At 42.7% G+C, this 25,864-nt stretch carries 30 protein-coding genes; 16 read left to right on the forward strand and 14 right to left on the reverse strand.

What is annotated here, in order from left to right; genetic code table 11:
- Positions 1 to 2: 2 nt before the first annotated feature.
- Positions 3 to 206 carry a hypothetical protein gene (locus AC570H_RS18380; RefSeq protein ID WP_497357539.1) on the reverse strand — a complete coding sequence of 68 codons (204 nt, stop codon included), beginning with the start codon at positions 204 to 206 and terminating at the stop codon, positions 3 to 5.
- Between the two features lie 340 nt (positions 207 to 546).
- Here AC570H_RS18380 and AC570H_RS18385 point away from each other — a divergent pair, with 340 nt between their 5' ends.
- Both AC570H_RS18385 and AC570H_RS18390 read left to right on the forward strand, forming a co-directional pair.
- Positions 547 to 2,076, forward strand: coding sequence for an MFS transporter (locus AC570H_RS18385; RefSeq protein WP_497357541.1), 1,530 nt, complete (start codon positions 547 to 549; stop codon positions 2,074 to 2,076).
- Between the two features lie 3 nt (positions 2,077 to 2,079).
- Positions 2,080 to 2,334: a DUF6814 family protein gene (locus AC570H_RS18390; protein ID WP_497357543.1), complete on the forward strand. Its 255-nt coding sequence runs from the start codon at positions 2,080 to 2,082 to the stop codon at positions 2,332 to 2,334.
- A gap of 4 nt (positions 2,335 to 2,338) precedes the next feature.
- Here AC570H_RS18390 and AC570H_RS18395 read toward each other — a convergent pair whose 3' ends face one another.
- Positions 2,339 to 3,235 carry a bestrophin family protein gene (locus tag AC570H_RS18395; RefSeq protein WP_497357545.1) on the reverse strand — a complete coding sequence of 299 codons (897 nt, stop codon included), beginning with the start codon at positions 3,233 to 3,235 and terminating at the stop codon, positions 2,339 to 2,341.
- Between the two features lie 28 nt (positions 3,236 to 3,263).
- Complete coding sequence (locus tag AC570H_RS18400; protein WP_497357547.1) at positions 3,264 to 4,451, reverse strand: class I SAM-dependent rRNA methyltransferase; 1,188 nt, start codon at positions 4,449 to 4,451, stop codon at positions 3,264 to 3,266.
- 130 nt (positions 4,452 to 4,581) lie between these two features.
- On the opposite strand from AC570H_RS18400, the gene AC570H_RS18405 reads away from it, so the two are divergent.
- The 5 genes from AC570H_RS18405 (at position 4,582) to AC570H_RS18425 (ending at position 7,056) form a co-directional block, all read left to right on the forward strand.
- The gene (locus AC570H_RS18405; RefSeq protein ID WP_497357549.1) at positions 4,582 to 4,917 is read left to right on the forward strand and encodes a tRNA-binding protein; all 336 of its coding nucleotides are present in this window, start codon (positions 4,582 to 4,584) and stop codon (positions 4,915 to 4,917) included.
- 66 nt (positions 4,918 to 4,983) lie between these two features.
- Positions 4,984 to 5,457 carry a nucleoside deaminase gene (locus AC570H_RS18410; protein ID WP_497357551.1) on the forward strand — a complete coding sequence of 158 codons (474 nt, stop codon included), beginning with the start codon at positions 4,984 to 4,986 and terminating at the stop codon, positions 5,455 to 5,457.
- Positions 5,458 to 5,539: 82 nt separating this feature from the next.
- On the forward strand, positions 5,540 to 6,148 hold the full coding sequence (locus AC570H_RS18415) for a superoxide dismutase (RefSeq protein ID WP_497357553.1): 609 nt from the start codon (positions 5,540 to 5,542) through the stop codon (positions 6,146 to 6,148).
- An 89-nt stretch (positions 6,149 to 6,237) separates the two neighbouring features.
- The gene (locus tag AC570H_RS18420; protein WP_497357555.1) at positions 6,238 to 6,675 is read left to right on the forward strand and encodes a hypothetical protein; all 438 of its coding nucleotides are present in this window, start codon (positions 6,238 to 6,240) and stop codon (positions 6,673 to 6,675) included.
- Between the two features lie 3 nt (positions 6,676 to 6,678).
- Positions 6,679 to 7,056: a DUF2784 domain-containing protein gene (locus tag AC570H_RS18425; RefSeq protein WP_497357557.1), complete on the forward strand. Its 378-nt coding sequence runs from the start codon at positions 6,679 to 6,681 to the stop codon at positions 7,054 to 7,056.
- On the opposite strand, the gene AC570H_RS18430 is transcribed toward AC570H_RS18425, so the two are convergent.
- Positions 7,053 to 7,985: a hydrogen peroxide-inducible genes activator gene (locus AC570H_RS18430; protein ID WP_497357559.1), complete on the reverse strand. Its 933-nt coding sequence runs from the start codon at positions 7,983 to 7,985 to the stop codon at positions 7,053 to 7,055. The two genes, AC570H_RS18425 and AC570H_RS18430, sit on opposite strands and share 4 nt — an antisense overlap.
- A 243-nt stretch (positions 7,986 to 8,228) precedes the next feature.
- Between AC570H_RS18430 and trmB the strand changes: the two genes are divergently transcribed.
- From trmB to AC570H_RS18455, 5 genes are all read left to right on the forward strand, one after another.
- Positions 8,229 to 8,879, forward strand: a complete 651-nt coding sequence (gene trmB, locus AC570H_RS18435) for a tRNA (guanosine(46)-N7)-methyltransferase TrmB (RefSeq protein WP_497357561.1) — start codon at positions 8,229 to 8,231, stop codon at positions 8,877 to 8,879.
- Positions 8,879 to 9,205 carry an MGMT family protein gene (locus AC570H_RS18440; RefSeq protein WP_497357563.1) on the forward strand — a complete coding sequence of 109 codons (327 nt, stop codon included), beginning with the start codon at positions 8,879 to 8,881 and terminating at the stop codon, positions 9,203 to 9,205. The genes trmB and AC570H_RS18440 overlap by 1 nt, the downstream gene beginning before the upstream one ends.
- A 35-nt stretch (positions 9,206 to 9,240) precedes the next feature.
- On the forward strand, positions 9,241 to 9,597 hold the full coding sequence (locus AC570H_RS18445; RefSeq protein ID WP_497357564.1) for a carboxymuconolactone decarboxylase family protein: 357 nt from the start codon (positions 9,241 to 9,243) through the stop codon (positions 9,595 to 9,597).
- A gap of 88 nt (positions 9,598 to 9,685) precedes the next feature.
- On the forward strand, positions 9,686 to 9,832 hold the full coding sequence (locus tag AC570H_RS18450) for a four helix bundle protein (RefSeq protein ID WP_497359168.1): 147 nt from the start codon (positions 9,686 to 9,688) through the stop codon (positions 9,830 to 9,832).
- A 16-nt stretch (positions 9,833 to 9,848) separates the two neighbouring features.
- Positions 9,849 to 10,007, forward strand: coding sequence for a four helix bundle protein (locus AC570H_RS18455; RefSeq protein WP_497357566.1), 159 nt, complete (start codon positions 9,849 to 9,851; stop codon positions 10,005 to 10,007).
- 97 nt (positions 10,008 to 10,104) lie between these two features.
- Here AC570H_RS18455 and AC570H_RS18460 read toward each other — a convergent pair whose 3' ends face one another.
- Both AC570H_RS18460 and AC570H_RS18465 read right to left on the reverse strand, forming a co-directional pair.
- A complete protein-coding gene (locus tag AC570H_RS18460; RefSeq protein ID WP_497357568.1) occupies positions 10,105 to 10,776 on the reverse strand; it encodes a hypothetical protein in 672 nt (223 codons plus the stop codon).
- Positions 10,777 to 11,168: 392 nt separating this feature from the next.
- Complete coding sequence (locus AC570H_RS18465; RefSeq protein WP_497357570.1) at positions 11,169 to 11,942, reverse strand: hypothetical protein; 774 nt, start codon at positions 11,940 to 11,942, stop codon at positions 11,169 to 11,171.
- Between the two features lie 118 nt (positions 11,943 to 12,060).
- Here AC570H_RS18465 and polA point away from each other — a divergent pair, with 118 nt between their 5' ends.
- From polA to AC570H_RS18485, 4 genes are all read left to right on the forward strand, one after another.
- Positions 12,061 to 14,877, forward strand: coding sequence for a DNA polymerase I (gene polA / locus AC570H_RS18470; RefSeq protein WP_497357572.1), 2,817 nt, complete (start codon positions 12,061 to 12,063; stop codon positions 14,875 to 14,877).
- A 180-nt stretch (positions 14,878 to 15,057) separates the two neighbouring features.
- Complete coding sequence (locus tag AC570H_RS18475; protein ID WP_497357574.1) at positions 15,058 to 15,930, forward strand: TonB family protein; 873 nt, start codon at positions 15,058 to 15,060, stop codon at positions 15,928 to 15,930.
- Between the two features lie 216 nt (positions 15,931 to 16,146).
- Positions 16,147 to 17,022, forward strand: a complete 876-nt coding sequence (locus tag AC570H_RS18480; protein WP_497357576.1) for an energy transducer TonB — start codon at positions 16,147 to 16,149, stop codon at positions 17,020 to 17,022.
- A 116-nt stretch (positions 17,023 to 17,138) separates the two neighbouring features.
- The gene (locus AC570H_RS18485; RefSeq protein ID WP_497357578.1) at positions 17,139 to 17,504 is read left to right on the forward strand and encodes a hypothetical protein; all 366 of its coding nucleotides are present in this window, start codon (positions 17,139 to 17,141) and stop codon (positions 17,502 to 17,504) included.
- A gap of 78 nt (positions 17,505 to 17,582) precedes the next feature.
- On the opposite strand, the gene AC570H_RS18490 is transcribed toward AC570H_RS18485, so the two are convergent.
- The 8 genes from AC570H_RS18490 to AC570H_RS18525 form a co-directional block, all read right to left on the reverse strand.
- Complete coding sequence (locus tag AC570H_RS18490) at positions 17,583 to 18,263, reverse strand: metal-dependent hydrolase (protein WP_497357580.1); 681 nt, start codon at positions 18,261 to 18,263, stop codon at positions 17,583 to 17,585.
- Positions 18,264 to 18,344: 81 nt separating this feature from the next.
- Positions 18,345 to 18,650, reverse strand: coding sequence for a YbaB/EbfC family nucleoid-associated protein (locus AC570H_RS18495; protein ID WP_497357582.1), 306 nt, complete (start codon positions 18,648 to 18,650; stop codon positions 18,345 to 18,347).
- A gap of 50 nt (positions 18,651 to 18,700) precedes the next feature.
- The gene (locus AC570H_RS18500) at positions 18,701 to 20,266 is read right to left on the reverse strand and encodes a DUF4394 domain-containing protein (protein WP_497357584.1); all 1,566 of its coding nucleotides are present in this window, start codon (positions 20,264 to 20,266) and stop codon (positions 18,701 to 18,703) included.
- A gap of 130 nt (positions 20,267 to 20,396) precedes the next feature.
- Positions 20,397 to 21,470, reverse strand: coding sequence for an NADPH dehydrogenase NamA (namA, locus tag AC570H_RS18505; RefSeq protein ID WP_497357586.1), 1,074 nt, complete (start codon positions 21,468 to 21,470; stop codon positions 20,397 to 20,399).
- An 83-nt stretch (positions 21,471 to 21,553) separates the two neighbouring features.
- Positions 21,554 to 22,699 carry a M28 family metallopeptidase gene (locus AC570H_RS18510; protein WP_497357588.1) on the reverse strand — a complete coding sequence of 382 codons (1,146 nt, stop codon included), beginning with the start codon at positions 22,697 to 22,699 and terminating at the stop codon, positions 21,554 to 21,556.
- Positions 22,700 to 22,905: 206 nt separating this feature from the next.
- A complete protein-coding gene (locus AC570H_RS18515) occupies positions 22,906 to 23,826 on the reverse strand; it encodes a DUF6607 family protein (protein ID WP_497357590.1) in 921 nt (306 codons plus the stop codon).
- A 55-nt stretch (positions 23,827 to 23,881) separates the two neighbouring features.
- A complete protein-coding gene (locus AC570H_RS18520; protein WP_497357592.1) occupies positions 23,882 to 25,084 on the reverse strand; it encodes a PepSY-associated TM helix domain-containing protein in 1,203 nt (400 codons plus the stop codon).
- A gap of 68 nt (positions 25,085 to 25,152) precedes the next feature.
- Positions 25,153 to 25,863: a DUF4198 domain-containing protein gene (locus AC570H_RS18525; protein WP_497357594.1), complete on the reverse strand. Its 711-nt coding sequence runs from the start codon at positions 25,861 to 25,863 to the stop codon at positions 25,153 to 25,155.
- Position 25,864 lies beyond the last annotated feature (1 nt).

The raw sequence follows: 25,864 nt of genomic DNA on the forward strand, positions 1-25,864 counted from the left end.
CTTTATAAATGTTTAGTCAAATCGTTGGTGAAGAACACCAACGAAAGCATTGGATAATAGATCGTCATGCCGGACCCTGATCCGGTATCTCTTAAATTAAGATTAGTCATGCTGGGTACGCCCTTGTTGGTGTCTTCACCAACAAGCCTACGGTGTAAAATAAAATCGTTGGTGAGGACACCAACGATGGCGCGTAGGGATGCCACTTCAATTCAGGCTATTTGGCTTAGGCTTGTGCAACGGAGCCTAGCTGAAGAAATGCCGTTCCCCAAACCTGATTGAAACGGAAAGCCCGCAGTCCCGAACTCGTTTCGGGAAGAGGACTTGCAGTGCAAAGCAGGGTTGCAATTGCAAAAGGGCATAAGGCTTTGCTTTTCTAAAACGTAAAAAACGTTATGTCGGACCCTGATCCGGTATCTTTTTAAAGAGATTGCTTCGTCACTGGCGTTTCTCGCAATGACGGACTCCTTATGTTTGCTTTGAATAGAAGTATCTGTCTCGAGAATGTTATTGTGTTTTAATTTTCAAACACTTAGCTTTAAAGCTATGACTTCATCAATCAAACCGAACAGCATTTTTAAAGTAATTGGCGCTTCCTCTTTGGGAACGCTGATTGAATGGTACGATTTCTACATTTTCGGAAGCTTAGCCACCATCATTGGTGCACAGCTTTTTCCGGCAGATGCCGGAGCTTCGGCACTGATCAATACTTTGGCGATTTTTGCGGCAGGTTTTATTGTGAGGCCTTTTGGCGCCTTGGTATTTGGTCGCCTCGGCGATTTAATTGGCCGTAAATACACGTTCTTGCTTACTTTGGTGCTGATGGGCGGCTCTACCTTTTTAATCGGTCTTATCCCTTCTTATTCGAGCATCGGTTATGCTGCGCCAATCTTGGTGCTCATCCTGCGCTTAATTCAGGGTTTGGCCTTGGGTGGCGAATACGGCGGTGCAGCAACCTATGTGGCCGAACATGCACCCAAAGGCAAAAGAGGTTTTTTTACCAGCTGGATCCAAACCACGGCTACCCTGGGCCTGTTTCTTTCTTTGGGCATTATTGTGCTCTCTAAAAACCTGATCGGTGCTACGGCCTTTGCCGATTGGGGCTGGCGTATTCCATTTCTGTTGTCTATTTTATTGGTGGGTGTTTCGATCTACATCCGCTTAAAAATGCACGAATCGCCGATGTTTACCAAACTCAAAACGGAAGGCAAGGTTTCTAAAAATCCATTGAAGGAAAGCTTTAGCAAAAAGGGCAATTTTAAAATGGTGTTGCTGGCGTTGTTTGGCGCTACCATGGGGCAGGGCGTAATCTGGTATACGGGCCAATTTTATGCACAGTCGTTTATCGAAAATACCTGCAAGGTTGATTTTAACGACTCACGATATATTTTGCTCTGGGGCATTGCCTTTGCAACGCCTTTCTTTGTGGTGTTTGGCTCTTGGAGCGATAAGGTTGGGCGCAAATGGATCATGCTCTGTGGCATGTTGCTTGGCATTATCTTTTATCGGCCCATTTATCAAATATTCCTGGATAAGACCGATCTGAGTCAATTGGCACCAACCGAAATCAAAAGCACTGCCGAACCTGTGGTAACCAAAACCGCTTTGCATACCCTGGGTGATATCCTGGTGAATACGAGCACCAAGGTTACGTTGCTTAACGGAAGCACCTTTAACAAGCTACAGGTTGATACTGTATATGCTGATCCGAGCAAAGCTATCGGCCATGCTCCAGCAATAGCAAAAGACAAAACGCTAACCTCAGGTACATTTTGGCTGTTTGTAGCCTTGGTGTTCTTTCAGATCATTTTAGTAACCATGGTATATGGACCTATCGCCGCATTCTTGGTGGAGTTGTTTCCAACTAAAATCAGGTATACTTCCATGTCGCTGCCTTACCATGTGGGTAATGGTGTTTTTGGAGGACTTGTACCTTTTATTGCCACTTTGATCGCCAGTTTTGCAGGGGCTACGCCACTTTCTGGACTCTGGTATCCCATTGGCATTGCAGCACTGAGTTTTGTGATAGGCGCTGTTTATTTATCAAACAAAAGAGACGAAAACGTTAACGATTAAACCATGAAAGCATTAAAGAAAATATTAGGGTTGTTTTGGATGATCCTTGGCCCTTTGGCAGTAGGTTTGATGGCTTGGCAGGCTTGGGATAAAATCGGCCAAGCCGAAGCCGGAATGGCAAAAACCAATACCGCTTTGCAATGGGGCATTATCCTGCTCATCTTTATTCCGATAGCAATAGGCTTGGTTATTTTTGGCAAATATGCCTTAAGTGGCGAATATGATAAACTGCCAGAAAGCTCCGAAGAACTAGAATAGCGCTTTACAAAACATATTCATCGTTAATAGGCAATACCGGTGCAGGAATATCTTCTTCGCCCAGCATCTGGAGCAGGTTGATTTCTATGGTTCGGGTAATCTGATTAAGGGGTACGCCCGATGAATTGTTTTCGAAAGGATCGATAAGGCTCATGCCGTTAATCTGGGTAGATACAAACACGAAGCCTACCAGCCAACCCATAAAGATAGACCAATAGCCCATATCCTGACTAATAACTAGGGTAAAAGTAACCACAAAGAGCCAGATAAATACCTTGGTCAGATAGCTATAAGTAGTGGGAAAAACCGTGTTTTTGATGCGTTCGCACATCCCCATTTCATCGCTGAACTTCACCAGCAAAGCGTTGATGTCTAAAAATTTAAAGCCATCTAGCTGACTTGTGTAGAGTTTTTGCAGGTCTTGGGCCTGATTCAGTAAAATGGCGTTGTGAATATTCTTATGTTGGTCAACCTGCAGTTTTTCTGCATTGTCGAGGTATTTGATATAAATTTGGTCTGTAGTACCACGCAAATTGGCCTTCAAGGCATAGAGAAAAGCAATGTGCCTAAAGATCATCCGCCTAACCAAGGCATCGTTTTCTTTGTTCTGTGGCACGTAACTGAGCAGGCTTCGGGCAAAAGACCTGGAATCGTTAACCAAACCGCCCCAAATTTTGCGTGCTTCCCACCAACGATCGTAGGCCTGGTTGTTGTTAAAGCCGATAAAAAACGCAATAGCCGTACCCAAAACGGTAGGGATAATTGCCGGTATAACAAAATGATGCGCGATTAAATATTCGCGGGTAAAATAAGTAGCCGTGCAGGAAACGATCATGATCAGGTCTACCTGCCATGTGTTTCTGATGATTCTGCTTAACCTGATGTTTTTTACAATGAGCATAACCTAATGTAAGCAGATTTTTTTTAAATTAAACTACCCTCAGCAATAGTCCTTTCAAGTATTCGCCCTCAGGAAAAGAAAGGCGTACCGGATGGTCTTCTGGCTGGCTAAATTGTCTGATTACCTGTACTTCCTTGCCGGCATCGAGTGCTGCCCAGGCAATAATTTGTTTAAAGGTTTCGATATCAACTGCGCCAGAACAAGAAAAAGTGGCCAACAAGCCGCCGCTTTCCAGCAACAATAGGCCTAAACGGTTCAGGTCTTTGTAGGCTCTAGCCGCACGGTCTAAGGCAGAGCGAGAAGGGGCGTATTTGGGTGGGTCGAGTATAACGATATCGAACTTCTTTCCTTCTTCTTTAAATGCGCGCAATTGCTTGTTCACATCAGACTGGATAGCAGTGTGGACTTTCGAATCGAATTGGTTTAGTGCTATATTTTGCTTAAGTGTTTCGATGGCCAGTGCAGAGCTGTCTACACTAGTTACCTCTTCTGCACCTTGTTTCAGCGCATTTAAACTAAAGCCTCCGCTGTAGCTAAAGCAGTCTAATACGGTTTTTCCTTTGGCATAACTGGCCAAAAGCTGGCGGTTGTCGCGCTGGTCGCAATAAAACCCAGATTTCTGCCCTTCGGCAATGTTGATATGGTAGGTGATTCCGTTTTCCTTTACTTCGATAAAAGTGGCAGGAGCTTCTCCCCAAAGCAAGCCGTTTTCGGCGGTAATGCCCTCGTGCGTACGGGCGGTTGCATCGCTGCGGTCGAAAATGCCTTTAGGATTCAAAGCCTCGCAAAGCGATTCGATAATTACGTCTTTGGCCTTTTCTATTCCCGTGCTTAAAATCTGGACCGAAAGAAAATCGGCATATTTATCTACGATCAAACCAGGTAGGAAATCTGCTTCGCTAAAAATTAGGCGATAGGCGTTGCTATCTTTTTTTTGGAGCAGGTGCGCCCTCGCTTCAATGGCCTGTCTGATTTTTTTACTGTACCAAGCTTTATCGATGGTTTGGTTCTCGTCCCACTCAATGAGGCGAACTGCTACGCGAGATTGGTCGTTGAAATAGCCATAAGCCAAAAATTCGTTATGCGCACTGAGCACTTTTACTACATCGCCGTTTTTGGGCTCGCCCTTTACTTTTTCTAAAGCACCAGAAAACACCCACGGGTGACGTTGTAAAACCGCTTTTTCCTTTCCTTTTTTTAACTTGATTTCAACCATGTTGCAAAGGTAATAAAAATGAAGCTAACACTTTTGACTACACCACATAGGCATATAGCGATAGTAGTTATGCCGATTCTATGTGCCTATGTGGCGAAAGTATTTTCCTTTAAATGTTTACTTTTGGCTTATGGAAGAAATAACCTGGAATGATTTTGAAAAAGTAGAATTAAGGGTAGGAACCATCTTGGAAGCGTTTGATTTTCCGGAAGCCCGTAAACCCGCTTTTAAGGTAAGGGTCGATTTTGGCGAATTCGGCATCAAGATGAGCAGTGCCCAAATTACAAAGCATTACACCAAAGAAGAATTGGTTGGCCGACAGATCGTGGGTGTAATCAATTTTCCCAAAAAACAGATCGGCAAGTTTATGAGCGAATTTTTGGTAACCGGTTTTGCCGATGAAAACGGTGATATTGTGCTGGCCAACGTGAGCAGCAAAGTGCCCAATGGCAGTAAATTGGTATAAACAATTTTGAACCATCAGTTTTAATTCAACAATCGTAATTTGCAATTCTAAAATCGGCAATCAATAATGAGCTATTATAATTTTGAAGAAAATCAAAACCCCGAACAGGCCGATGAGCATTTTATGCGTTTAGCGCTTAACGAAGCCAAAAAAGCCTACGAAGCCGAAGAGATTCCGATTGGCGCCATTGTGGTAAGCCATGGAAAAATAATAGGTCGGGGCTATAACCTTACCGAGCAGCTGAATGATGTTACGGCGCATGCCGAAATGCAGGCTTTTACGGCTGCGGCCCAAACCATGGGAGGCAAGTATTTAAAGGATTGTACCCTGTATGTAACCATAGAACCCTGCGTTATGTGTGCCGGTGCCAGTTATTGGACACAAATTAGCAGGATTGTATTTGGAGCACGCGAAGAGAAGCGCGGCTTTACGAGAATTGGGCAAAACCTTTTGCACCCCAAAACGTTATTAAAAGGTGGCGTTTTAGCCGAAGAATGCGGACAGTTGATGACCAATTTCTTTAAGAATAAACGCAAATAAAGTTGACAAACAATTGAATAAAACTTAACCTTTCTCTGTTATATTTGTACAATAACAATTTTTAAACTTAAATATATACATTATGGCTTTTGAATTACCTGCGTTAGCATACGCAACCGACGCATTAGAACCACATATTGATAAATTGACCATGGAAATCCACCATGGCAAACATCACCAAGCTTATGTAACCAATTTAAACAAAGCTTTGGAAGGTAAGCCTGAGGCAAATTCGAGCATCGAAGACATCATCAAAAATATTTCAAAATTCCCACCAGCAGTTCGCAACAACGGCGGTGGCCATTTTAACCACACTTTGTTCTGGACAGTTTTAGGCCCAAATAAAGGTGGCGAGCCAACTGGCGATTTAGCTAAGGCAATTAACGACGCTTTTGGTTCTTTTGCAGATTTCAAAACCAAAATCCAAGATGCCGGTGCTACCCGTTTCGGTTCAGGTTGGGCTTGGCTATCGGTAGGTGCCGATAAAAAACTGATTATTTCTTCAACGCCTAACCAAGACAATCCTTTAATGGACAATGCAGAGGTAAAAGGTACGCCAATTTTCGGTATCGATGTTTGGGAGCACGCCTACTACTTGAAGTACCAAAACAAACGCCCTGATTATTTAGCGGCAATTTGGAACGTAGTAAACTGGGATGCAGTTGCAGAACGTTATAAAAAAGCTTTGTAATTAAAGCAATAGCATAGAGAAAGGGCCGAGCATTGTTCGGCCTTTTTTGTTGTTTTTATATTTCGATGAATATTTTATAAATTGCGGCTATGAAAAAATTGGTTTTAATGCTTGTTTTGGCTCTAGGCCTAGTGTTTACTGGCAAAGCACAAAAAATTCCTACAGCAGAAGAATTGGCAAAAAAGAATATTGAGGAATTAGACAAACGCCTCAAACTAAGTCCTACGCAAAGAAGCGTGGTGTATAATTATGCCTACGAATTGGCTAAAGAGCAATTGGGACTGTACAAAAAGCAGCAGGCGGGGACTTTTAAAGAAGAGGACGAAACCAAATTCTTTAAGATCCAAAACGAAACCAACAAAAACATCAAAGCCGTGCTTAAGCCAGAGCAGGTAACCGAGTACAACACGATTGTAGAAGAGCGCCTGAGCGGGATAGACCCAAACAAGAAAAAGAAAAAGAAAAAAGGAGAGGAAGAAGAAAAAGTGGTAGGTATTGAAGGCTTGAAGAGTGGCAACAATCCCTAACTTGTGCTGCTTGTTTTAGATTATCTTTTAACAATTGTCCACCTAGTCATCGTAGGTTTTAACCTTTTTGGCTGGATCCCTCAAAAGACCCGTAGGTTACATTTTTGGTTCGCCATGGTTACCCTGGGCTGTTGGACCATTTTAGGCATTTGGTTTGGCTTGGGCTATTGTCCGGTTACCGATTGGCAATGGCAGATAAAAGCCCAGTTGGGCGAGCAAAACCTGCCTGCTTCATTCATCAAATACTTTGCAGACAAAATTACCGGAACCGATGTAAATTCTACATTGATAGACGTATTGACTTTAGGATTGTTTCTGGTTGCAATTGCTATTTCGGTCAAACTTAACTTCTTTAGCAAAAAACAAAAACAGTTGGTCTAAATCCCGATTACATCTTTTTTCTTGCGTTGTTTCATGGCTTTCGGAATGATGGCCAAGATCTCTTCGCGCAAGGCATTCAGCATTCGTTTTTTAATGTAGTTTTTGTGTGTAACCAAACTGATTTCGCGTACAGGTTCAGGCGATTTAAAATAACGAACCTTATTGAGCTGCTTCACGCTTAAATCGGCCAATGCCAATTCGGGTAGCAAGGTGGCGCCATCGTTTACATCTACCATCCTGATCAGCGTTTCTATGCTTCCAGTGTTATAGGTTAAGGATTGCAGGCGGTTGTTTTTGGTAGAGCGACAGATGTTCAATACCTGGGTACGCATGCAATGGCCTTCGTTTAAAAGCCAGATGTTTTCTTCTTCAAGGTCCTCGGCTTCGATGGCTTTTTTCTTAAACAGCTTGCTGTTCTTGCTGATGTAGCTGACAAAATTTTCATAAAACAGCGGAGTTTCACTCAGGTTGGAATCTACCAATGGCGTTGCTAAAATGCCGCAATCGATTACACCGGTTTTGAGGTGGTGGATAATGTCTTCGGTAGTGTACTCCCAGATCAGCAATTTGAGGTCGGGATATTTTTCTAGCATCGATGCAATTACCTCAGGCAATAAATAAGGAGCTATGGTAGGTATAATGCCTATTTTAAGCTCCCCGGTAACATCTTGTTGCTGGTTGCTGATGATTTCCTTTATTTTTTGGTTTTCCTGCAGTACGATGCGTGCCTGCGCAATAATTTGGGAACCGATTTCGGTAGGTACTATAGGCTGCCTGCTGCGGTCGAATATTTTTACGTTTAAGAACTCCTCTAATTTCTGCACCTGCATACTGAGGGTTGGCTGGGTTACAAAACATTTATCGGCGGCACTTACAAAACTCCGGTAGGTGTCAACGGCAACAATATATTCGAGCTGTACTAGGGTCATATAGTTAAAATTGATGATCTATTTGTAAATGTATAAACTTTGACGATAATAATGAAATTAGTGATTTTCTACCAGTCATTTTTGGTTGGCAATTAAACGGTTTGAAATCGATAGGTAGAAGTGGAAACTTTAGACAAAAGACCATTGATCATCAGCCATGGACTATTGGCCAGCAAACTAATCCGCCAACTTAGCCGTGACTAATGAAACCAAAACCTTACTTTTGTTTTTTATTTACAGTAAGTGGGCAAAGATAAATTAAGAAAATTTTCAGAAATAGACACTTTTCCAAACGTATACCAATTGCATTTGGGCAAAGTAATGAAGGGGAAATGGGCTTCGGATCATTTCAAGAATGACCATCCAATAGTTTTGGAACTGGCCTGTGGCAAGGGCGAGTATGCCGTTAACTTGGCCAAGCTCTTTCCGGAAAAGAATTTTATAGGGGTAGATCTCAAGGGCAATCGCATATGGCGCGGCGCAAAAACCGGCGTAGAAGAAGGCATCCAGAATTTGGCCTTTTTAAGGATACAAATTGAAGATATCCTGGAGTATTTTGGCCCTGGAGAGATCGATGAAATATGGATTACCTTTGCCGATCCGCAGCCACAGATCAGCAGGGAGAAAAAGCGTTTGACTTTTCCCGGCTTTTTAGAAAAATATAGGATTTTGTTAAGACCTGGCGGAAAGGTAAATTTAAAAACCGATAACGATGGGCTTTACGGCTATACCTGCGAAAAGGTAGAAGAGCTAGGCTTGGTGACGCATAAAAACACCAACCACCTTTACCAATCGGAGTTTGCCGACGAGGTTTTATCTATCAAAACACATTACGAAAGAATATATTTAAAGCACGATAAAAACATCAATTATATTCAATTTTCATTCAGCTAATGGACGATTCGTTTTATGACCAGGTTTATGAAGTAGTTCGGCTCATTCCAAAAGGGCGCGTAACTTCGTATGGCGCTATAGCCAAAGCCCTGGGGGCAGCCAAGTCTTCGCGTATGGTAGGCCACGCAATGCTGCATGCAGGCGCGTCGAAGCCCAAGGTGCCTGCACACCGCGTGGTAAACAGCAGCGGATTGCTTACCGGAAAATTCCACTTCTCGCCTCCTTCACTGATGCAGGAACTGCTGGAAAAAGAAGGCATAAGAGTAGAAAACGATAAAGTAAAAGATTTTAAAAAGGTGTTTTGGGATCCCTTGATTGAGATTTAATTTGTATCCCTGTTCAACAATCAACATACATATTCATGGGAAAGTTAGTAGAAGAATTTAACGGCTATCGCAGCAAAATGAACGATAGGATAATGGAAACTGCCAATACCAATATCAAGCGGTTTTTTGCATTAGATACCACCAGTTATGCAGCCGGTGCCTTAGATGTAAAGACAAAAGAAATGCTGGGCTTGGTAGCGTCGATGGTATTGCGTTGCGACGACTGCATTAAATATCATTTAGAAAAATGCCATAATGAAGGCGTAAACAACGACGAGATGAACGAAATCTTCATGATCGCCAACTTGGTAGGTGGCTCTATCGTTATTCCGCATTACAGAAGAGCTGTTGAGTACTGGGACGAGCTTTCGAATGTGGAGCGCGGAGTTTAGAGTTTGGAGATGAATAGCAAAAGCTTTAGATTTAAGGATGGGTACCTTAAAGGATCTTCTTGTTTATCAGAAAGCTTTTGCACTTTCAATGGAGATATTCAATATCTCTAAGCGTTTCCCTTCAGAAGAACGATATAGCTTAACAGATCAGATAAGAAGATCGTCCAGAAGTGTATGTGCTAATCTAGCCGAAGCTTATCGAAAGCGCAGATATCCCCAACCACTTTATCAGTAAATTGTCTGATGCAGATATGGAAAATGGGGAAACGCAGACGTGGTTGCAGTTTGCGCAATCTTGTGAATATATCTCAGCAATTGAGTTTACATCTTTAGATTTACAATCAGAAGAAATAGCAAAACTGCTGGTATATATGATGAATAATCCTGAAAAATTTTTAAACAAAAATTAGCTTATTCAACTTGTAATTGAATTCCAGCTCCCCACTCCAAACTCCCTACTCCAAACTCTATACTTAGGACTACCGACTTTAGGACTTAAGACTAAACCTACTTATGCATTTCATTATAGGCCCTGATAAAAGCAGCCAAACTTTTGCCATCGAAGCTTTCGGTAGCATTGATGCGCTGGGCCAAGTCTTCGTCGTTGCTTAGCTTTTGCAAGAGAACGGCCCTTGTTGTGGTGATTTTTCCGGCATCTAAAGAAATTTCCTGCATCGGGCCCGTGCCAGGTTTTTCGATAAAGTAGCTCACTTTGCCTTTAGGGCCATTGTTTGCCACCTCGTCGTTTCTTCGGCCACCACCGCCAAAGGTAATGCCCCCACCTATGCCTCCTCCAAATCCGCCAGAACCTAAACCTACGCCAAAAGAAGGCCTAACCTTGGGTCTTGATTGTGGCGCTTGTTCCGTTACTCCTTTGTCGCCATAAGAGTAAAGATTGACGGCGCCGATTTCTACCAGCTTAAAGAATCGGTATTCGGCTTTTTTCTTTGCAATGATCGGTTTGCTGTCGTAGGTTTCGCCATTCCAAACAAACGACTTGATGTCTTTGGCCTGGTATTGCACCAAAGTCTGGTCGTCTTGCATAATGGCTACCGAACTGTAATTGGTGCCTTTGATTACGCCACGAACAAAATTGCCCTCGCTAATTAAAACCACGTCTTGGGCCCAAAGCTTGGCGCTGGCCAACAACAGTAGCAAAAAGAATTTAAAAGCTTTCATGTTCACAAATAACGTAAATTATTTGTGCTTGTTATAAAAACAGTTTGGCAATTTTCAGTTTGCGGTTTTGATGATTTATGGGAAAGCAAAAACAGCTTTCCATTTGACTGGCAGTCCCGCTTTTTGCTAAAGTTTTTCGCTCTGCTCAAAACTATCGCTTCCAATCGGGTTTAGGAGGCAGGGACTCTGTTGCTATGTGCACAACCTCAGTTAAAATAGCCCTGATTGGAGCGTCATCCTTTTTGCTTTTGGGCAAAAAGATACAGCGGAAAGCAGGACTACCTTTCATCTTCTTCAATACAAGCGCTCCAAAACAACACTAGTTAAAACCCTAATGCTTGATCTCTTGTGATCCTAGTTTGTTGGTGGAGAACACCAATAAAAGGCTTTGATTATTTAAGCAATTCTTTTAGGTTGCCCGTTTTAACATCGGGATGAAGTACTACAAACTTTCCAAATGCAGTTTTCACTTTGTTGAGGGCATATTCCTTTGGTTTAGGTAAATCTTTGGCATAAGCGTAAAATTTGCCGAATATGTAGCAACGCATCAAATAGCCCTTCAGCTCGACAGCCGCTTCTTGGTCGCTTAGCAAAGGCTTTAGTTCTTCTTGATCGATAAAAGGAGCAGTGCCGATATTTTGCGAAAGATATTGAAGCAACGTGGCCGCCTGTTCTTTTAATATCGATGCATCGGGAGCCTGCTCAAGTTCCTCCACAATCTTAACAGCTGGAGCCATCTCTTTGGCCAAAATTTCTTTCGACAGCGGAACCAATCCTTTTGGCACAAAATAGGTAGATGCTTCCTGGTAAGGGTCAACATAAAGCCTAATGGTATCTTTGCTGCCCTGTCTGGTTAAGGTATACACATCTACCATTCCGCTTCCGTTTTTGTTTACTGTGCTATGTCTGGCAGAGAAATTCAGTTTTTCGCCATTTGGCCAACGATAGCTGTTGGTAAGCTTGAACATTTGGAGCTGCATTTTAGGCTTGTCTGCAATATTTTTGAAAGCCCCAGAAGGAATAGGATGATCAGCTGTTCCATAATCGGCTTTTTCTTCGCCGGTAAGCCCGCTGAACCTAATTTGGTTAAACAATTCTGTTGCTGGCAATTGGGCCTTGGCCGTGAGGGAAATAGCAAAAAATAGGAGGAGTAAGGTTTTTTTCATAGTCTTTTAATTTATAGATGCTTATAAAGGTCAGATTTCATAAGGAGAAAAGAAAAATAATATTGGCCTTAAAGGATAGGCAGACTATTAGTACCTTTATGCTACTAACAACAAACCAATGGACAAGAAACTTTTCCTTTTAGATGGAATGGCGCTCATTTACAGAGCACATTTTGCGTTAAGCAAGAACCCCCGTTTTACTTCGGGCGGCGTAAATACTTCGGCAGTAATGGGCTTTACCAATACCCTGCTCGAGGTGCTCAAAAAGGAAAAGCCTAGCCATATTGCGGTAGTTTTCGATACCGAAGCACCTACAGAAAGACATACCGATTTCGAAGCCTACAAGGCACACCGCGAGGCCATGCCCGAAGACCTGTCGAAAGCCTTGCCTTATATTTTTAGGCTTATCGAAGGGTTTAATATTCCGGTAATTACACTTGATGGCTACGAAGCCGACGATATCATTGGAACTATGGCTAAAGAAGCCGAACGCCAAGGGTTTCAGGTTTTTTGTATGACGCCAGATAAGGATTTTGCCCAATTGGTGTCTGACAATATTTTCATTTATAAGCCTGCACGCATGGGCAACGAAATGGAAATTTTAGGCGTGAAAGAAGTATTGGCCAAGTGGGAAATTGAAAAAGTAGAACAGGTAATTGATATCCTGGGCCTTTGGGGCGATGCTGTTGATAATATTCCCGGCATTCCGGGTATTGGCGAAAAGACGGCAAAAGCATTGATCAAGCAATATGGCAGCATGGAAAACATCATTGCCAATTCGCATGAGCTCAAGGGCAAGCAGAAGGAAAACGTAGAAAACTTTGCTGCCCAGGGATTGGTTTCTAAAAAATTGGCTACCATTATCTTAAATGTGCCAGTTGCCTTTGATGAAACCGCCTTGCAATTGGAAGAACCTAGTCGCGAGTTGTTGGAACCTTTGTTTGCTGAACTCGAATTCAGGACAATTGGCCGAAGGGTATTTGGAGATGAGTTTAACGTAAACGAAGCGAAAGCAGTGCCAAGTGGCCAAAAAGATCTGTTTGGCAATGACATCATGGTTACGGCTGCTGCTGAGGCAAAGGTTACTGCACAGCCTTCGCTGTTTGATACACCGATTGATGCCAAAAACATCGGCAATACGCCGCATAATTACATCCTGGTAGACACACCGGAAGCCAGAAAAGAACTGATTGATGCCTTGCTAAAGCAAGAAAGCATCTCGTTCGATACCGAAACTACTGGAACCGATGCGAATCTTGCAGAACTGGTTGGGTTGTCATTCTCGATTATTCCTGGCGAGGGTTATTACATTCCGGTACCAGAAGATAAAGCGATCACACAGGCTATTTTAGAAGAGTTTAGACCGGTGCTCGAAAATGAGCAGATCGCCAAAATTGGCCAGAATATTAAGTATGATATGTTGGTGTTCAAATGGTACGGCATAGAAGTGAAAGGCGTACTGTTCGATACCATGTTGGCGCATTACCTTATTGATCCGGATACCCGCCATAACATGGATATCCTGTCTGAAAATTACCTGGGCTATACTCCGATTTCGATCACTTCACTGATTGGCGCCAAGGGAAAAGCCCAAGGAACCATGCGCGATGTGCCTGTAGCAGACGTAGTGGATTATGCGGCTGAAGATGCCGACGTAACCCTGCAATTGGCCAATGTTTTTAGGCCAATGCTCAAAGAACGCAATGCGGAGAAATTGGCGGCAGAAATAGAAAACCCGCTGATTTATGTGCTGGCCGATATGGAAAAAGAAGGGGTAAGGATTGATATGGATACCTTAAGAACCTATTCGAGCGAACTACAGGAAGAAATTATCAAAGCCGAGCAAAGGGTTTATGACAAGGCCGGATTAAAGTTTAACCTTGCTTCGCCAAAACAATTGGGCGAAGTGCTTTTCGACCATTTGAAATTAGATCCGAAGGCAAAAAAGACCAAAACCGGACAATATCAAACTGGCGAAGATGTGTTGACATTGTTAGCCCACAAGAGCGATATTGTTCAGGATATTTTAGATTTCCGCCAGATGCAAAAGCTAAAATCTACCTATGTAGATGCTTTGCCTTTGCTGGTAAATCCCAAAACTGGACGTGTGCATACCAGCTATAACCAAGCGGTGGCCGCTACGGGAAGATTGAGTTCCAATAACCCCAATCTGCAGAATATTCCTATCCGTACCGAGCGCGGGCGCGAAGTGCGCAAGGCTTTTATTGCCAGAGATGCAGACCATATCTTGTTATCGGCCGATTATTCACAAATTGAACTGCGCATCATTGCCGAAATCAGCAAGGAAGAGAACATGCTCGATGCCTTTAGCAAAGGAATTGATATTCATACCGCTACAGCGGCCAAGGTATATGGAATAGGTATTGAAGAGGTGGATTCTAATCAGCGTCGAAATGCAAAAGCTGTAAACTTTGGTATTATTTACGGACAATCGGCTTTTGGCCTTTCGCAAAACTTGAATATTCCACGAAAGGAAGCTGCCGAAATTATCGAGCAGTATTTTATTCAATATCCAGGCATCAAGCGCTACATGAGCGATACGATGAACTTTGCCCGTGAGAACGGATTTGTAGAAACCATTATGGGCAGGAGAAGATACCTGAGAGACATTAACTCGGCCAATGCCACTGTAAGGAGCTATGCCGAACGAAATGCCATTAATGCGCCGATACAAGGTTCTGCAGCCGACCTGATCAAGATTGCGATGATCAATATCCACCATGACATCAAAGCGCAGGGACTCCAATCTAAAATGACGATGCAGGTACATGATGAGTTGGTGTTTGATGTGGTAAGGACAGAAGTGGAACAGATGAAGGCGATTATTGCCAACCGCATGAAAACAGCTATCAAAACCCAGGTGCCCATCGAAATCGAAATTGGGGAAGGAGATAACTGGTTGGCGGCACATTAAGGAACCATGATTGGTGTTCTCAACTGCCAATCGTCATCTTGAACTACAATTCGTCATTGCGATAAACGTTAGTGACGAAGCAACCTCTTTAAAAAAGATGTTGGATCAAAATCCGGCATGACAATTATATAGCTTGTTGGTGAGGAACACCAACAAGCACAAGGAAATACGATTAACATAATGAAAAAGCTCTTATTATTTATTTTGTTACTTTATTCGGTGCCATTGTTTGCGCAAACAGATACGGCAACCATGTATGTGGATGCCAGCTTTAAACAGGTTGATCCCAAAAAAGCTGTACAGATACTCAAAGTATTTCAGAAAGACAGCAATAGTTACGTTTTTCTTACCTACGATAAGCTTAATGTCATCCAGAAAAGAGAGACTTATTTCGATCAAGCCTTAACCATCAAACATGGGCAGTATTTAGAATATAGGGATGGCAAGCCTGTTTTAAAAGGGATTTACTTAAACAATACGAGAGAAGGGAACTTTATTCGCTATGATACATCGGGCAGGGTAAAGGCAACAGAAACCTATGTAAGGGATACCTTAGACGGACCCTATTCTTCTTATTGGTCAAATGGCAATGCACAAAAAACCGGCAACTACAAAAAAGAGAAAAAAGTAGGAGAGTGGATTGCCTATTATGACAGTGGCAAAATTGCGATCAAAGAAAAATATAGCAATGATTCGAAACTAGAAGATGGACTTTATTTAGATTCTTTAGGAAATAAAACCGTTCTTAAAGAGATCGAATCACCACCATCTTTTCCTGGAGGAATAAATAAGTTCTATGGGTTCTTGGCAGAAAAAGTAAGATATCCTGCTGATGCTGTGAATGAGCGCATAACAGGAACAGTCGAACTTTCGTTTGTAATTACTGAAGTAGGTACAATTGAAAATATTAAGGTAAGTAAGACATTATACCCAAGCCTAGATAGTGAAGCCCTTAGAGTAATGAGACTTTCACCAAAATGGATTCCAGGGAAATTGTACGGCAAAAATATACGCGTAAACTATCATATTCCTATTAAATTTAGCATAAAGTGATGAAAAAGTACACTTAATAGAGCTCTGCAAACGGCCTTGGCAAAAAAGTAGATGCTGGGCCTAATATTCCAATAAAATTTACTGCCTCTACTAAACCAAAACATCTATTTATTGTCTACTGTGAAATAATTCGGTAGATTTATATTGAATTGGGAAGTGTAGCTATCTCGTCATTTCTTTAAAAATTATTCGGTCGAATCGCTAATCGATTGTATTATGAAAACACATTTTTTATTTACTCTCTTTTTATTGTTTGGCACACTTGCCTCCGCTCAACAAGACACCACGCTCATTTATTCGAACCCTGGTTATAACAAAGATCCTTTGCGTTCTAAGTGGCGAAAGGAAGTAGTGCATCAAGACAGTCTTTGGGTAGTAAAGATGTATGATAAAAAGGATGAGCTAAAAGAAAGCATCAGCTATGGCGACGAGAAGCTGAGCGAAAGAAAAGGTCCGTATGCTTTTTATGAGAACGGCAAATTGAAGGAAACCGGAGATTTTGACAAAGGCTATAGGTATGGCGAATGGAAAATCTTTTTTGCCGGAGAGCAGGTTCACGAAAAGGCCAATTATGCCTGGGGTACATTGCATGGCACTTACCGCCTCTATTGGAATAATGGACACGTGAGGAAAGAGGGGCGTTATAGTCGCGGGAAAAAAACAGGGAACTGGCGCATGTTTTATGAAAATGGCAAACCTGCTTTAAAAGAGACTTATGCCGATAATGGATTGCTCACTGATAGTGCTTATTTTGATGCCGAGGGCAATAGCGTAGCCAAAACAGCAGTAGTAACAGAACCTGGCTACAAAGGAGGCATCGGTGCCTTTCATCAGCTTTTTGCCAAAGAATTTAAATACCCAACCAACCTGGAAAAAGAAAAAGTGCCGGCCAGAATTACCTTGACATTTACGGTTACCAAAGACGGACAGTTAGAAGATATTGTTTCCTCACAAAATATCCATCCAAAGCTGAAGAGAGAGGTACTAAAAGTATTGAGCTTGTCATTGGGCAAATGGATTCCGGGTACCGAATTGGGCGAGCCAGTAGCGATGGAATATTCCTTGTCGATTGCTATTTTACTTCAGGAATAAAATGATTAACTTCATTTAATCTTCATTTTAATAAAACAATTTTACATCAACAAAATGGAAGACATGGAACCTCTGCATAAAGAAGCTTCATGGCATTAAAACAAAAAATGAGCATCATGAAAAAATTATTAGGTCTTATTGCAATCGCGTTATTAGGTGTAAGCACCACTTTCGCACAAACTGCTGCTCCGGCAGCACAAAAAGCTTCAGCTGCAAAAGCAAAAGCCAAAACTGAGGTTAAAAAAGCAGACGAAAAAGTAGCTACAGTTAAAACTACTGCTCCTGCAACTGCCAAAAAAGAGGTTAAAAAAGTAGCTGCAACTCCTGCTGTTGCTGGTCCAACCAAAAAAGACGGAACTGCAGATATGCGTTATAAAGCTAACAAAGCGGCTAAAGCAGCACCTGTTGCAGGCCCAACTAAAAAAGATGGAACTGCAGACATGCGCTATAAAGCCAATAAAGCAGCCGCAAAGAAAAACTAAGTCATATTGGTTTTATTAATTTAAGGTTTAATTGAAAAAGGCTCCCGATCAAATCGGGAGCCTTTTTCTTTGCTTTTCTTATAGACTGATAGTTTCACCTATTGCAGGCAATAATAATGTCTTGTGGGCCCGTTTAAAGCTTTCTACGGCCGTTTGGGAATCTATGGCAATTACTGGGAAGGTATCGTAGTGTACACCGATTACCTTGTCGCAATTGATGTAGTTCGAAGCAATTACCGCATCGTCTACATCCATGGTGTAGTTACCGCCAATTGGTAATATGGCATAATCTAATTTATAGAGCTCGGCCAATAACTTCATTTCTATGGTTAAGCCGGTATCGCCAGCAAAATAAATTTGTTTGCTGTCTAATTCCAGGACGAAACCTGCAGGGTTGCCACCATAGCTTCCATCGGGAAGTCCGGCAGAATGGGTAGCCCAAACCATGCGTATTTTTCCAAAGTCGAAAGTGTGCTTGCCAAAATTCATGGGATGCACATTTTCAATGCCCTGTTTGCCTGCCCAGCCAATTACTTCGGGCATGGCAATTACCTGTGCCTTGGTTTGTTTGGCTAAAGTAACCAAGTCGGCTACGTGGTCGCCATGACCATGGCTTACCAAAATATAATCAGCTTCTATTTTGGTCATATCGATATGCTTAGCCAATAGGTTGGGGCTAATAAAAGGATCGAACAAGAATTTTTTTCCGGCTTCTGTTTCTAGCAAGAAACACGATTGGCCATAATACGTATATTTCATTTTTTGTGGTATTGAGAATTGAGATGTGAGACTTGGACAGGTTTTACCAATTACCCTTCTGCCTTTTAGCTTTATTTGATCTTAAGCACCAAACATACCGCCTAAGCCGCCTAGCATGTCTTTGGTAGCCGCCTGCATTTCTGTAGCGCTTACTTGATCAGCTTGTTGCAGGGCCTTGTTTATTGCTGTTAAGAGCAGTTCTTCGAGCTCCTCTTTATCAGCCTGTTTATAAAATTCTTCTTCAATTGCTATGGCTGTGATGGCTTTGTTTGCAGTTGCCGTAACGCGGATGGCGCCGCCTTCCACCTCGCCAAATACAGAAACGGTATCCAGCCTTTTTTTAATTTCGTCTGCCTTTTGCTGGGCAGCCATTAATTTATCGAACATGATCTAGTTTTTAATTATAAATCAAAAATAAGGGAAAATGTTTTAAAAAATTAGAGCCTCCGGCCTAAAGTAAATCCTGTTATGCTTTGCGAAAATTCGAGCATCGTATCATTTGTAGTAATTGCTCCCGAAGATAGGTTGACCTGATACAGCTTGGTTTTTGTAGCCACCGTAAAAATACCATAAGCGGCATCACCAATATTGCTGTTGCCAATATCAAATCCGTTGGTTGCCAAAATTTCTCCTTCTATTTTTAAATCGCCAATGGCAGTTAAGATCCCCGAAACCTGGTCTTGGCTATAGAGTTTTTTTGCTATCTGGTCTATAATGTAAAGCTTGGGCGAAATGGTAGTGCCCGTTAAGTTGCTGCTATAGGCCGCTGCGCTTGCAACTGGTGTTCCACCTCCTGTAACAGTTAAAGGTGGCTGAGCAGTAACAATCCCAGTACGTGGATTGATCAACAGGTTTTGTGCGGTATTGCTTACCACACGAATTGCATCATCCTGCGCCGTAAAGTCGAAGCCAAAGCTGGTGCCAGACAAGGCCGCTGCAAAAGTGCCCGAACCCACTTGCGTGAGTGCTCCCGTGCCTAGGTTAATTGTATATAGCCTGTTGCTGCTGCCCAAAGCATAAACCTGCCCGTTTAGTGGCCTCATGTCTATGCCTAATATCGTTTCTCCGCTTTGTAGGCCTGTAATGGGCTTGCTAACGATAACGGCCGTTGATTTTGCGGCTGTAGGATTAAAGATAAGCAAGTTGCTTACGTTGTTCGCATCGAGGCCTATGGCATAAGCTGCCGGACTGCTTGGAATGGCAATGCCACGCACAGTGCTGATGTCTTTAAAAATGCCGGCCAATTTGGTTAGGTTTCTGTCTAACTCAATACTGTATAAGTTAAGATCGTTGCCCAATTTACCTATCATTAGTACATTTTTACTGTTGGGCGAAATGTCTAAGCTTACATTGTCGCCTACGGCAAACCCCAAATCTGCCACCTTAGTCAAGGTACCATTGTTTGGATTTTGTTTGTATAAAACCTTGGCTGTTGGATCGATATCATACAGGTCTGTTGTAGTGGCTCCAGCCACACTATTGGTATGGGCGATGCCCATTACCGCCCCGCCACTAATATTGGTATCTGTAGCAGTTACGGTTCCAGTTTCTGGATTGATGCGCAAATTTTGACCAGTATTGCTTACCAGCCTGATCTCATCGGCTACAGGGTTAAAATCCATGCTGATTACCGTACCAGAAATGGCAGGTGTAAAAGCCTCTGCAACAGCCGTGGCTCTTCCGGTACTCAAATTAATAATATAAAGCTTACTCGCACTGCTAATGGCATATAAATCGCCTGTGGCTGGCCTAAAATCGATGGTAAGGAGGTTTTCTGTAGCACCAATACCGGTTATGGTTACCTTGCCCGACGAAGTCTTGATGTTTTGGGCATTATACTTGGCCAATACATTGTTATCGGCCAATACATAAAAGTCCTGATTAGGCCCAGAAAGCGGTAGGTTAATAGAGGTCTTTTCCTTTTTGCAGGAAAGGATGACAACAAAGAACAGAACGGCACAGAATTTAAAAATGATTGCGCTCTTTAGGACGGATTTTTTCATTGGTGTATGCTATTAACTTGCTTTTGTCGGCGTTTTTCACCAACAAGCCTCATTCATCAGTTTTTAAATCAAATCGTTAGTGGAGAACACCAACGGCCGTATAATTTTTAGACCAAGATAAGCTTAATATTTAATTTAAACGGGGTTTTGCACGTTCATATTGCGACGGCCATTTGATATCGACCCCAAGCTTAAAAGCGGCGTGCAGCGGGAAATAAGGATCTCTCAGCAGCTCTCTGGCCAAAAAGATCAGATCTGCTTCTCCGTTTTGCAAAATAGTTTCGGCCTGTTCGGCTTCGGTAATCAGGCCAACGGCTCCCGTTGCGATATCGCTCTGCTGTTTAATGGCCTTGGCAAAAGGTACCTGATAACCTGGCTGTAACGGAATTTGTTGTGCCAGATCCAGTCCACCAGAAGAGGTGTCTACCAAATCAACTCCTTGTGCCTTAAGCAAAGCCGATAAGCGAACAGATTCTTCCTCGTTCCAGCCACCATCAACCCAGTCGGTAGCCGAGATGCGCACAAACAAAGGATTTTCTGCAGGCCAAACTTCTTGTACGGCCCCAACTACTTCGAGCAATAAACGGATCCGGTTTTCAAAGCTGCCACCATACTCATCGCTGCGCTTGTTGCTAAGAGGCGACAAAAACTGATGCAATAAATAGCCGTGTGCCGCATGGATTTCGATTACTTCAAAGCCTGCCTGTATGGCTCTTTGAACTGCGGCTTTAAAATCTGATTTTACTTTGGCAATGCCTGCCTCATCTAAGGCTAGAGGCGTTTTATCTGTAGGGTTAAAAGGAAGTGCACTTGGCGCCACCGTTGGCCAGCCTCCATTAGCTTCGTCGAGTTGCTTGGGGTTTTGCCAGGGGATATCGAAACTGGCCTTGCGACCGGCATGCGCCAATTGAATGCCTGCAATAGCGCCATTGGCATGGATAAAATCTGTAATTTCCTTGAGTTTGGCGATGTGTTCGTCTTTCCATATCCCCAAATCGGCAATAGAAATCCGCCCTTCTGGTGAAACAGCTGTTGCTTCGGTAAGGATAAGTCCAGCACCTCCAACCGCACGGCTGCCTAAATGTACCAAATGCCATTGGTTGGCAAAACCATCTGTTGCCGAATACTCGCACATGGGTGATACGACAATTCGATTTTTTAGGCTAATGTTTTTAAGGCGGAGCGGAGTGAAGAGTAAGGCCATATTTAAATTTTTGCCAAATTAACAATAAGCAATTGCATTTGTTTAACAGGCAACAGAACTTAAACAATAGGATGACAGGCCGATTAATTCATCAGCGCCTTGTTAAAGCCGGTGAAAAGCTTGAACAAATTCTCGTATACTGTAAAGGGCAGGGTTTTGGGCTGGTCGAATACATCGTGATAAGCGGCAATTCCTCCCTGGGTGTACAAGAAAAAAGCAGGCACCCCCTTTTCGGTAAAAAAGTAGTGGTCGCTGTTGGCTGCTTTGCCTCGTGGGTTGATCTTAACCAAAAAATGGCCAGAATCGTTGATTTGGTTGAGCAGGGCAAACTCTTTGGGGTATTGCGTAGCATTGACTACTGTAGCTCCCGTTTCGCCAGTGCCCACCATATCCACATTAATTAAAAAACGGATTTTTTTAAGGTCTACCAATGGGTTTTCGGTAAAATACCTAGAACCTAAAATACCGGCTTCTTCTCCGGCAAAACAGATAAAAGCCATGGTATATTTTTGTGGATGGGCGGCATAGTATTTGGCCAGGCTCAAGAGAAAGGAAACGCCGCTGCCATTGTCATTGGCCCCGGGGAAATAGGTATCGGTGCCCATGCCTCCTAAATGATCGTAATGGGCAGTAATCAATAAAATTGAATCGGGTTTGCTGGTGCCTTTTACCATGGCGCAGATGTTGCTGGCCCTAAAATCAGGGACAAAAACATTTTCAATATTTGCTTCTAGGGTTTGGGGCATTTGTGTGAGGGCAGATTTTTTGACCATGATCTCGGTATAATCGTTTACCTTTTGCGCTACAGACCAAGTGAGTTTGTCTTGCAGGCTTATTACAATTCTTTCTGCCTTGGCGATGAAGTGGGTGCTATCATCTTGGGTTAGGCTTGCCTTTGCCACAACGCCTTGGCTGGCTTGCCCTACAATAAAGTCTTTTCCCGGAATCAAGGTTTTGCCATTGATTTTTACTTCCATTTTGCCGGGGAAAGTATTAACCGAGAATAAAAAGGACTGCTTAAAATCTTTGCCATCCATGGGTTGTAGCCCAAAAGACTTGAATTCAGATTCGATAAAATCAGCTGCCTTGCCCATGCCGTTTTTGGTATAGCCTCGACCCCAAAAGGCTGGAGCCGTTAACTTTTCTAAAGTTTTACGGGCATATTTGAGGTCTTGTGCAAAGACACTGCAGCTACAGAGCAACAAAGCAGCGATTAAGATTTTTTTCATGCCAGCAAGAGAGTTTTGTACCTGCAATATACGAAACGGAAGTATAAATACCCATAAGCTGAGGGGAACGCCTACAGGGGAATCTAAAGGTCATTCATTACGAAGCCCCGAAAAATTTTTCGGGGCTTCGTTGTATCAAATTTCGAGGTTTGGGAAAACGAAGAGAGATTGCTTCGTCTACTCCTCGCAATGACGGGAAACAATCGTTATCCTTTAGCTAAATAAGCCAAAATGATTTTTCTGATGCCTTCTTTGTTTTTGTCTGAACTCCAGTTTTCTTTTACCGATTGATCGCCAAGGGCAAAAAACTGCTCATACAATAATTTGTTGTCTACTTTAGGTGTCAACTTGATCACATTGTTTTCTGCAAAAATAGAATCCCAGGTATCGCGGGCATCTTTCCAGAAATTTTGCTGTTGTTTCCACCAGGTTTGGGCATAGCCAAATGATTTTGGATCGGTTTTTACAAACTCTTCCATGCCTTTTTCCATCGCCAATAATTTGTCGCCACTTTCGTTGCGCACAATTTTTTTGTTGTCTTGCTCAAACATCCAGCCTTTCGGAGTTAAATAAAGCGTATTGCCACGGTTGAGTACGTTATAGTCGTTACGTTCGGTGTATTCGCGGCGAGGCAACGGCGAATCTGAATTGCTTTGCCATTGGTGCTTGCCATCTACGTGTACCCACGTACCAATTGCCTGGTAGCGCGGACTATCATCAACTTGATAAACTTTTTGGGTCCACTTGCCTTTGGTGTCATTAGCGCTTAAGGTTACTTTTTTCCAGGTATCGTTTTTATCGTACACCAAGATTTGTGGATCTTCGTAAGTCCAATCTTCTCTCCAGTGCTTAATGATCATGCTGTCGCCCCTCATTACCAACAAATGCTGGATCACGATTTTCTTTGGCGAATCTTCTAAAATTACTGCCCATTCTTTGGCCGATGAACGGTGTCTTTCGTGAAACTTGTAATCGTCGTCTGGCGAAAAGGTTTCTGCATAGTTGAAGGTTACTTTATAAAAACCAGCCAATGATTTAATGGCTTCGCGGTCTTGATCGATTTTTGATTGTGCCGATGCACCTAAAACCGGGAGCACGAGCGCAAATAGTAGTTGTAACTTTTTCATCTTGAGTTATTTATTGATTTGAGTATATTATTTTTATTTCTTGTTTGCCAAGCATTTATGCCAGACTTGTTGTTTTTGGTTTCTTTGTTTTTTTCTTTCTGCCCAGCCAAATGATAAAACCGGTTATAGGCAGGCTTGCCGCTACTAAACCGGCACAAAAGACCATTATTTTTCCGGTCAGGCCCAAAACGGCACCCACATGGATGTCGTAGTTCAAACCGATTAGTTTTTCGCCAGCATTTTGCTCATCGTAATTTCTGCGGTTGATGAATTTGCCTGTGTATTGGTCAAATTGCAGCACATCATAGTCGTAATAGGTTTCTATCCCCCTAATGCCAGAGACAGAAATGGTTCCGTCTTTATCGGCAGCGGGGCTGATGGAAATGCGATCTACACCCTTCAACATTTTACGCGCTTCGTTAAAGGCAATATCGAAAGGATCGGTCGTTGCCCTAACTTGCGTGCTGTCTGATTTGAAGGTCTTCACTTCGGGCGGAGTAATGCTTTGCGAAGCCACCACGTATATCGTATTCTGAAACCATTGGAATGCCCAAACCATTCCGGTGAATGCCAAGATCAAACAAACAAGCATGGCATAAAAGCCCGGAACATTATGCAGATCGTAGTTAAGGCGCTTAAATTTTGCTTTCCATTTTACCTTGAAGCTTTTATCCAGGTTGGATTTTTTGAAGTTTTTCGGCCACCAATGGATCATTCCGGTAATGAGCAAGATCACAAAGATAAAAGTAGACCAGCCTACAACCTGTTGCCCGATCGGATGGTTGATCAACAGGCTCCAATGGATAAATTTGATGACATTGAAAAAGTCGTACTTGTAGTCCTTTACCAAATTGACTTTTCCGGTGTAAGGATTAACCAAGGCCACTTTGTAATAATCTATCGAATCGAAATAGAAAAAAGCATCGGGGTTGCCCGCTTTGTAAGTGCCAAATATCCAGGCGCGATCTGGTGATTGGTAGGTTTCTGCAAAGCCAACTTTAATGCCCAAGGCTTTTTCTGCTTCTTTTTGCAATTGGCTTAAGGGCAGGGTTTGTGCCTTTGCAGGAGGTTTCACGAATATTTCGTCATGATGGATCCACTCTGTTATTTCTACCTGAAAGGTATAAATACAGCCAGTTATCGCCACAATAAACACAATAATACCCGAAAACAGGCCCAGCCATAGGTGTAGCCAGTCGCTTACGCGCCTAAAGCGTGATTTTTTCGTTTTGTTTGAAGCTGGCTTTGTTGTGGTCATGGTTTTACAAAAGAACCAATCAGCCCCTTAAGGCCAATTGGTCGAAACATTAATAGGATTGAAAAAGGTTATTGCGCTTGTACAAAATAGGTAACTACATGCCAAACCTTTTCATATTTTTTGCCGTCGAGTTCTCCTGGTGTAGCATCTTCTTTAAAGGCTTCTAAAAAGTAATTTCCTTTTTGGGTCGGTTTAAAATCAAACTTGCCATTGGCATCTGTTGTCGGTTCTTGTTTTTTTCTTTCAGGATCAACAATTGTTAACTTTTGTGAAGCAAATGGTGCTTTGTTATATACTACCTGATGTGGAACCGATGCGCCTGCTTTGCTGCTTGCCTGCGATGGCTGAATAGTAAACAAAGCGTTTGTAGGATAAGCAACATTGATTTTTGCGGCATTGCCTACGGCTACATGCGCAAAAGCATAGTACTCGATTTTTGCATTTTCATAAATGTCTTTTACTTCGTGCACAACAGAAAGGGTATAAGTGCCATCCTGATCAGGCGTGAAGCTGGTTTTAAAGAAATGCACATCGGCTGTTGCCTTTAAAATTTTGGTGGTGCCGTTTGGCGCAGTAAGCACCAAACTGAAATCCTTCAGGTTGCTGAACCATTTAGCAGCTGAGTCGGGGGCATTTTCTTCGTACTCGCCAAAGAAGATTTTCACTTCCTGGGTTTGTCCTTTTTTGCCGGTAGAGGCAGTTTCGATCCAAAGCGCATGTGCAAAAGCACTGCCGATGCTCATGGTTAGGAGCACTAAGAGTAGAGATATTTTTTTCATC

Source organism: Pedobacter sp. B4419 (genome assembly GCF_059693725.1).

Coding starts and splice junctions, on each gene's coding strand:
- AC570H_RS18385 (WP_497357541.1), top strand. CDS start 547: ATGACTTCATCAATCAAACCGAACAGCATTTTTAAAGTAATTGGCGCT.
- AC570H_RS18390 (WP_497357543.1), top strand. CDS start 2,080: ATGAAAGCATTAAAGAAAATATTAGGGTTGTTTTGGATGATCCTTGGC.
- AC570H_RS18395 (WP_497357545.1), bottom strand. CDS start 3,235: ATGCTCATTGTAAAAAACATCAGGTTAAGCAGAATCATCAGAAACACA.
- AC570H_RS18400 (WP_497357547.1), bottom strand. CDS start 4,451: ATGGTTGAAATCAAGTTAAAAAAAGGAAAGGAAAAAGCGGTTTTACAA.
- AC570H_RS18405 (WP_497357549.1), top strand. CDS start 4,582: ATGGAAGAAATAACCTGGAATGATTTTGAAAAAGTAGAATTAAGGGTA.
- AC570H_RS18410 (WP_497357551.1), top strand. CDS start 4,984: ATGAGCTATTATAATTTTGAAGAAAATCAAAACCCCGAACAGGCCGAT.
- AC570H_RS18415 (WP_497357553.1), top strand. CDS start 5,540: ATGGCTTTTGAATTACCTGCGTTAGCATACGCAACCGACGCATTAGAA.
- AC570H_RS18420 (WP_497357555.1), top strand. CDS start 6,238: ATGAAAAAATTGGTTTTAATGCTTGTTTTGGCTCTAGGCCTAGTGTTT.
- AC570H_RS18430 (WP_497357559.1), bottom strand. CDS start 7,985: ATGACCCTAGTACAGCTCGAATATATTGTTGCCGTTGACACCTACCGG.
- AC570H_RS18440 (WP_497357563.1), top strand. CDS start 8,879: ATGGACGATTCGTTTTATGACCAGGTTTATGAAGTAGTTCGGCTCATT.
- AC570H_RS18445 (WP_497357564.1), top strand. CDS start 9,241: ATGGGAAAGTTAGTAGAAGAATTTAACGGCTATCGCAGCAAAATGAAC.
- AC570H_RS18450 (WP_497359168.1), top strand. CDS start 9,686: ATGGAGATATTCAATATCTCTAAGCGTTTCCCTTCAGAAGAACGATAT.
- AC570H_RS18455 (WP_497357566.1), top strand. CDS start 9,849: ATGGAAAATGGGGAAACGCAGACGTGGTTGCAGTTTGCGCAATCTTGT.
- AC570H_RS18460 (WP_497357568.1), bottom strand. CDS start 10,776: ATGAAAGCTTTTAAATTCTTTTTGCTACTGTTGTTGGCCAGCGCCAAG.
- AC570H_RS18465 (WP_497357570.1), bottom strand. CDS start 11,942: ATGAAAAAAACCTTACTCCTCCTATTTTTTGCTATTTCCCTCACGGCC.
- polA (WP_497357572.1), top strand. CDS start 12,061: ATGGACAAGAAACTTTTCCTTTTAGATGGAATGGCGCTCATTTACAGA.
- AC570H_RS18475 (WP_497357574.1), top strand. CDS start 15,058: ATGAAAAAGCTCTTATTATTTATTTTGTTACTTTATTCGGTGCCATTG.
- AC570H_RS18480 (WP_497357576.1), top strand. CDS start 16,147: ATGAAAACACATTTTTTATTTACTCTCTTTTTATTGTTTGGCACACTT.
- AC570H_RS18485 (WP_497357578.1), top strand. CDS start 17,139: ATGAAAAAATTATTAGGTCTTATTGCAATCGCGTTATTAGGTGTAAGC.
- AC570H_RS18490 (WP_497357580.1), bottom strand. CDS start 18,263: ATGAAATATACGTATTATGGCCAATCGTGTTTCTTGCTAGAAACAGAA.
- AC570H_RS18495 (WP_497357582.1), bottom strand. CDS start 18,650: ATGTTCGATAAATTAATGGCTGCCCAGCAAAAGGCAGACGAAATTAAA.
- AC570H_RS18500 (WP_497357584.1), bottom strand. CDS start 20,266: ATGAAAAAATCCGTCCTAAAGAGCGCAATCATTTTTAAATTCTGTGCC.
- namA (WP_497357586.1), bottom strand. CDS start 21,470: ATGGCCTTACTCTTCACTCCGCTCCGCCTTAAAAACATTAGCCTAAAA.
- AC570H_RS18510 (WP_497357588.1), bottom strand. CDS start 22,699: ATGAAAAAAATCTTAATCGCTGCTTTGTTGCTCTGTAGCTGCAGTGTC.
- AC570H_RS18515 (WP_497357590.1), bottom strand. CDS start 23,826: ATGAAAAAGTTACAACTACTATTTGCGCTCGTGCTCCCGGTTTTAGGT.
- AC570H_RS18520 (WP_497357592.1), bottom strand. CDS start 25,084: ATGACCACAACAAAGCCAGCTTCAAACAAAACGAAAAAATCACGCTTT.
- AC570H_RS18525 (WP_497357594.1), bottom strand. CDS start 25,863: ATGAAAAAAATATCTCTACTCTTAGTGCTCCTAACCATGAGCATCGGC.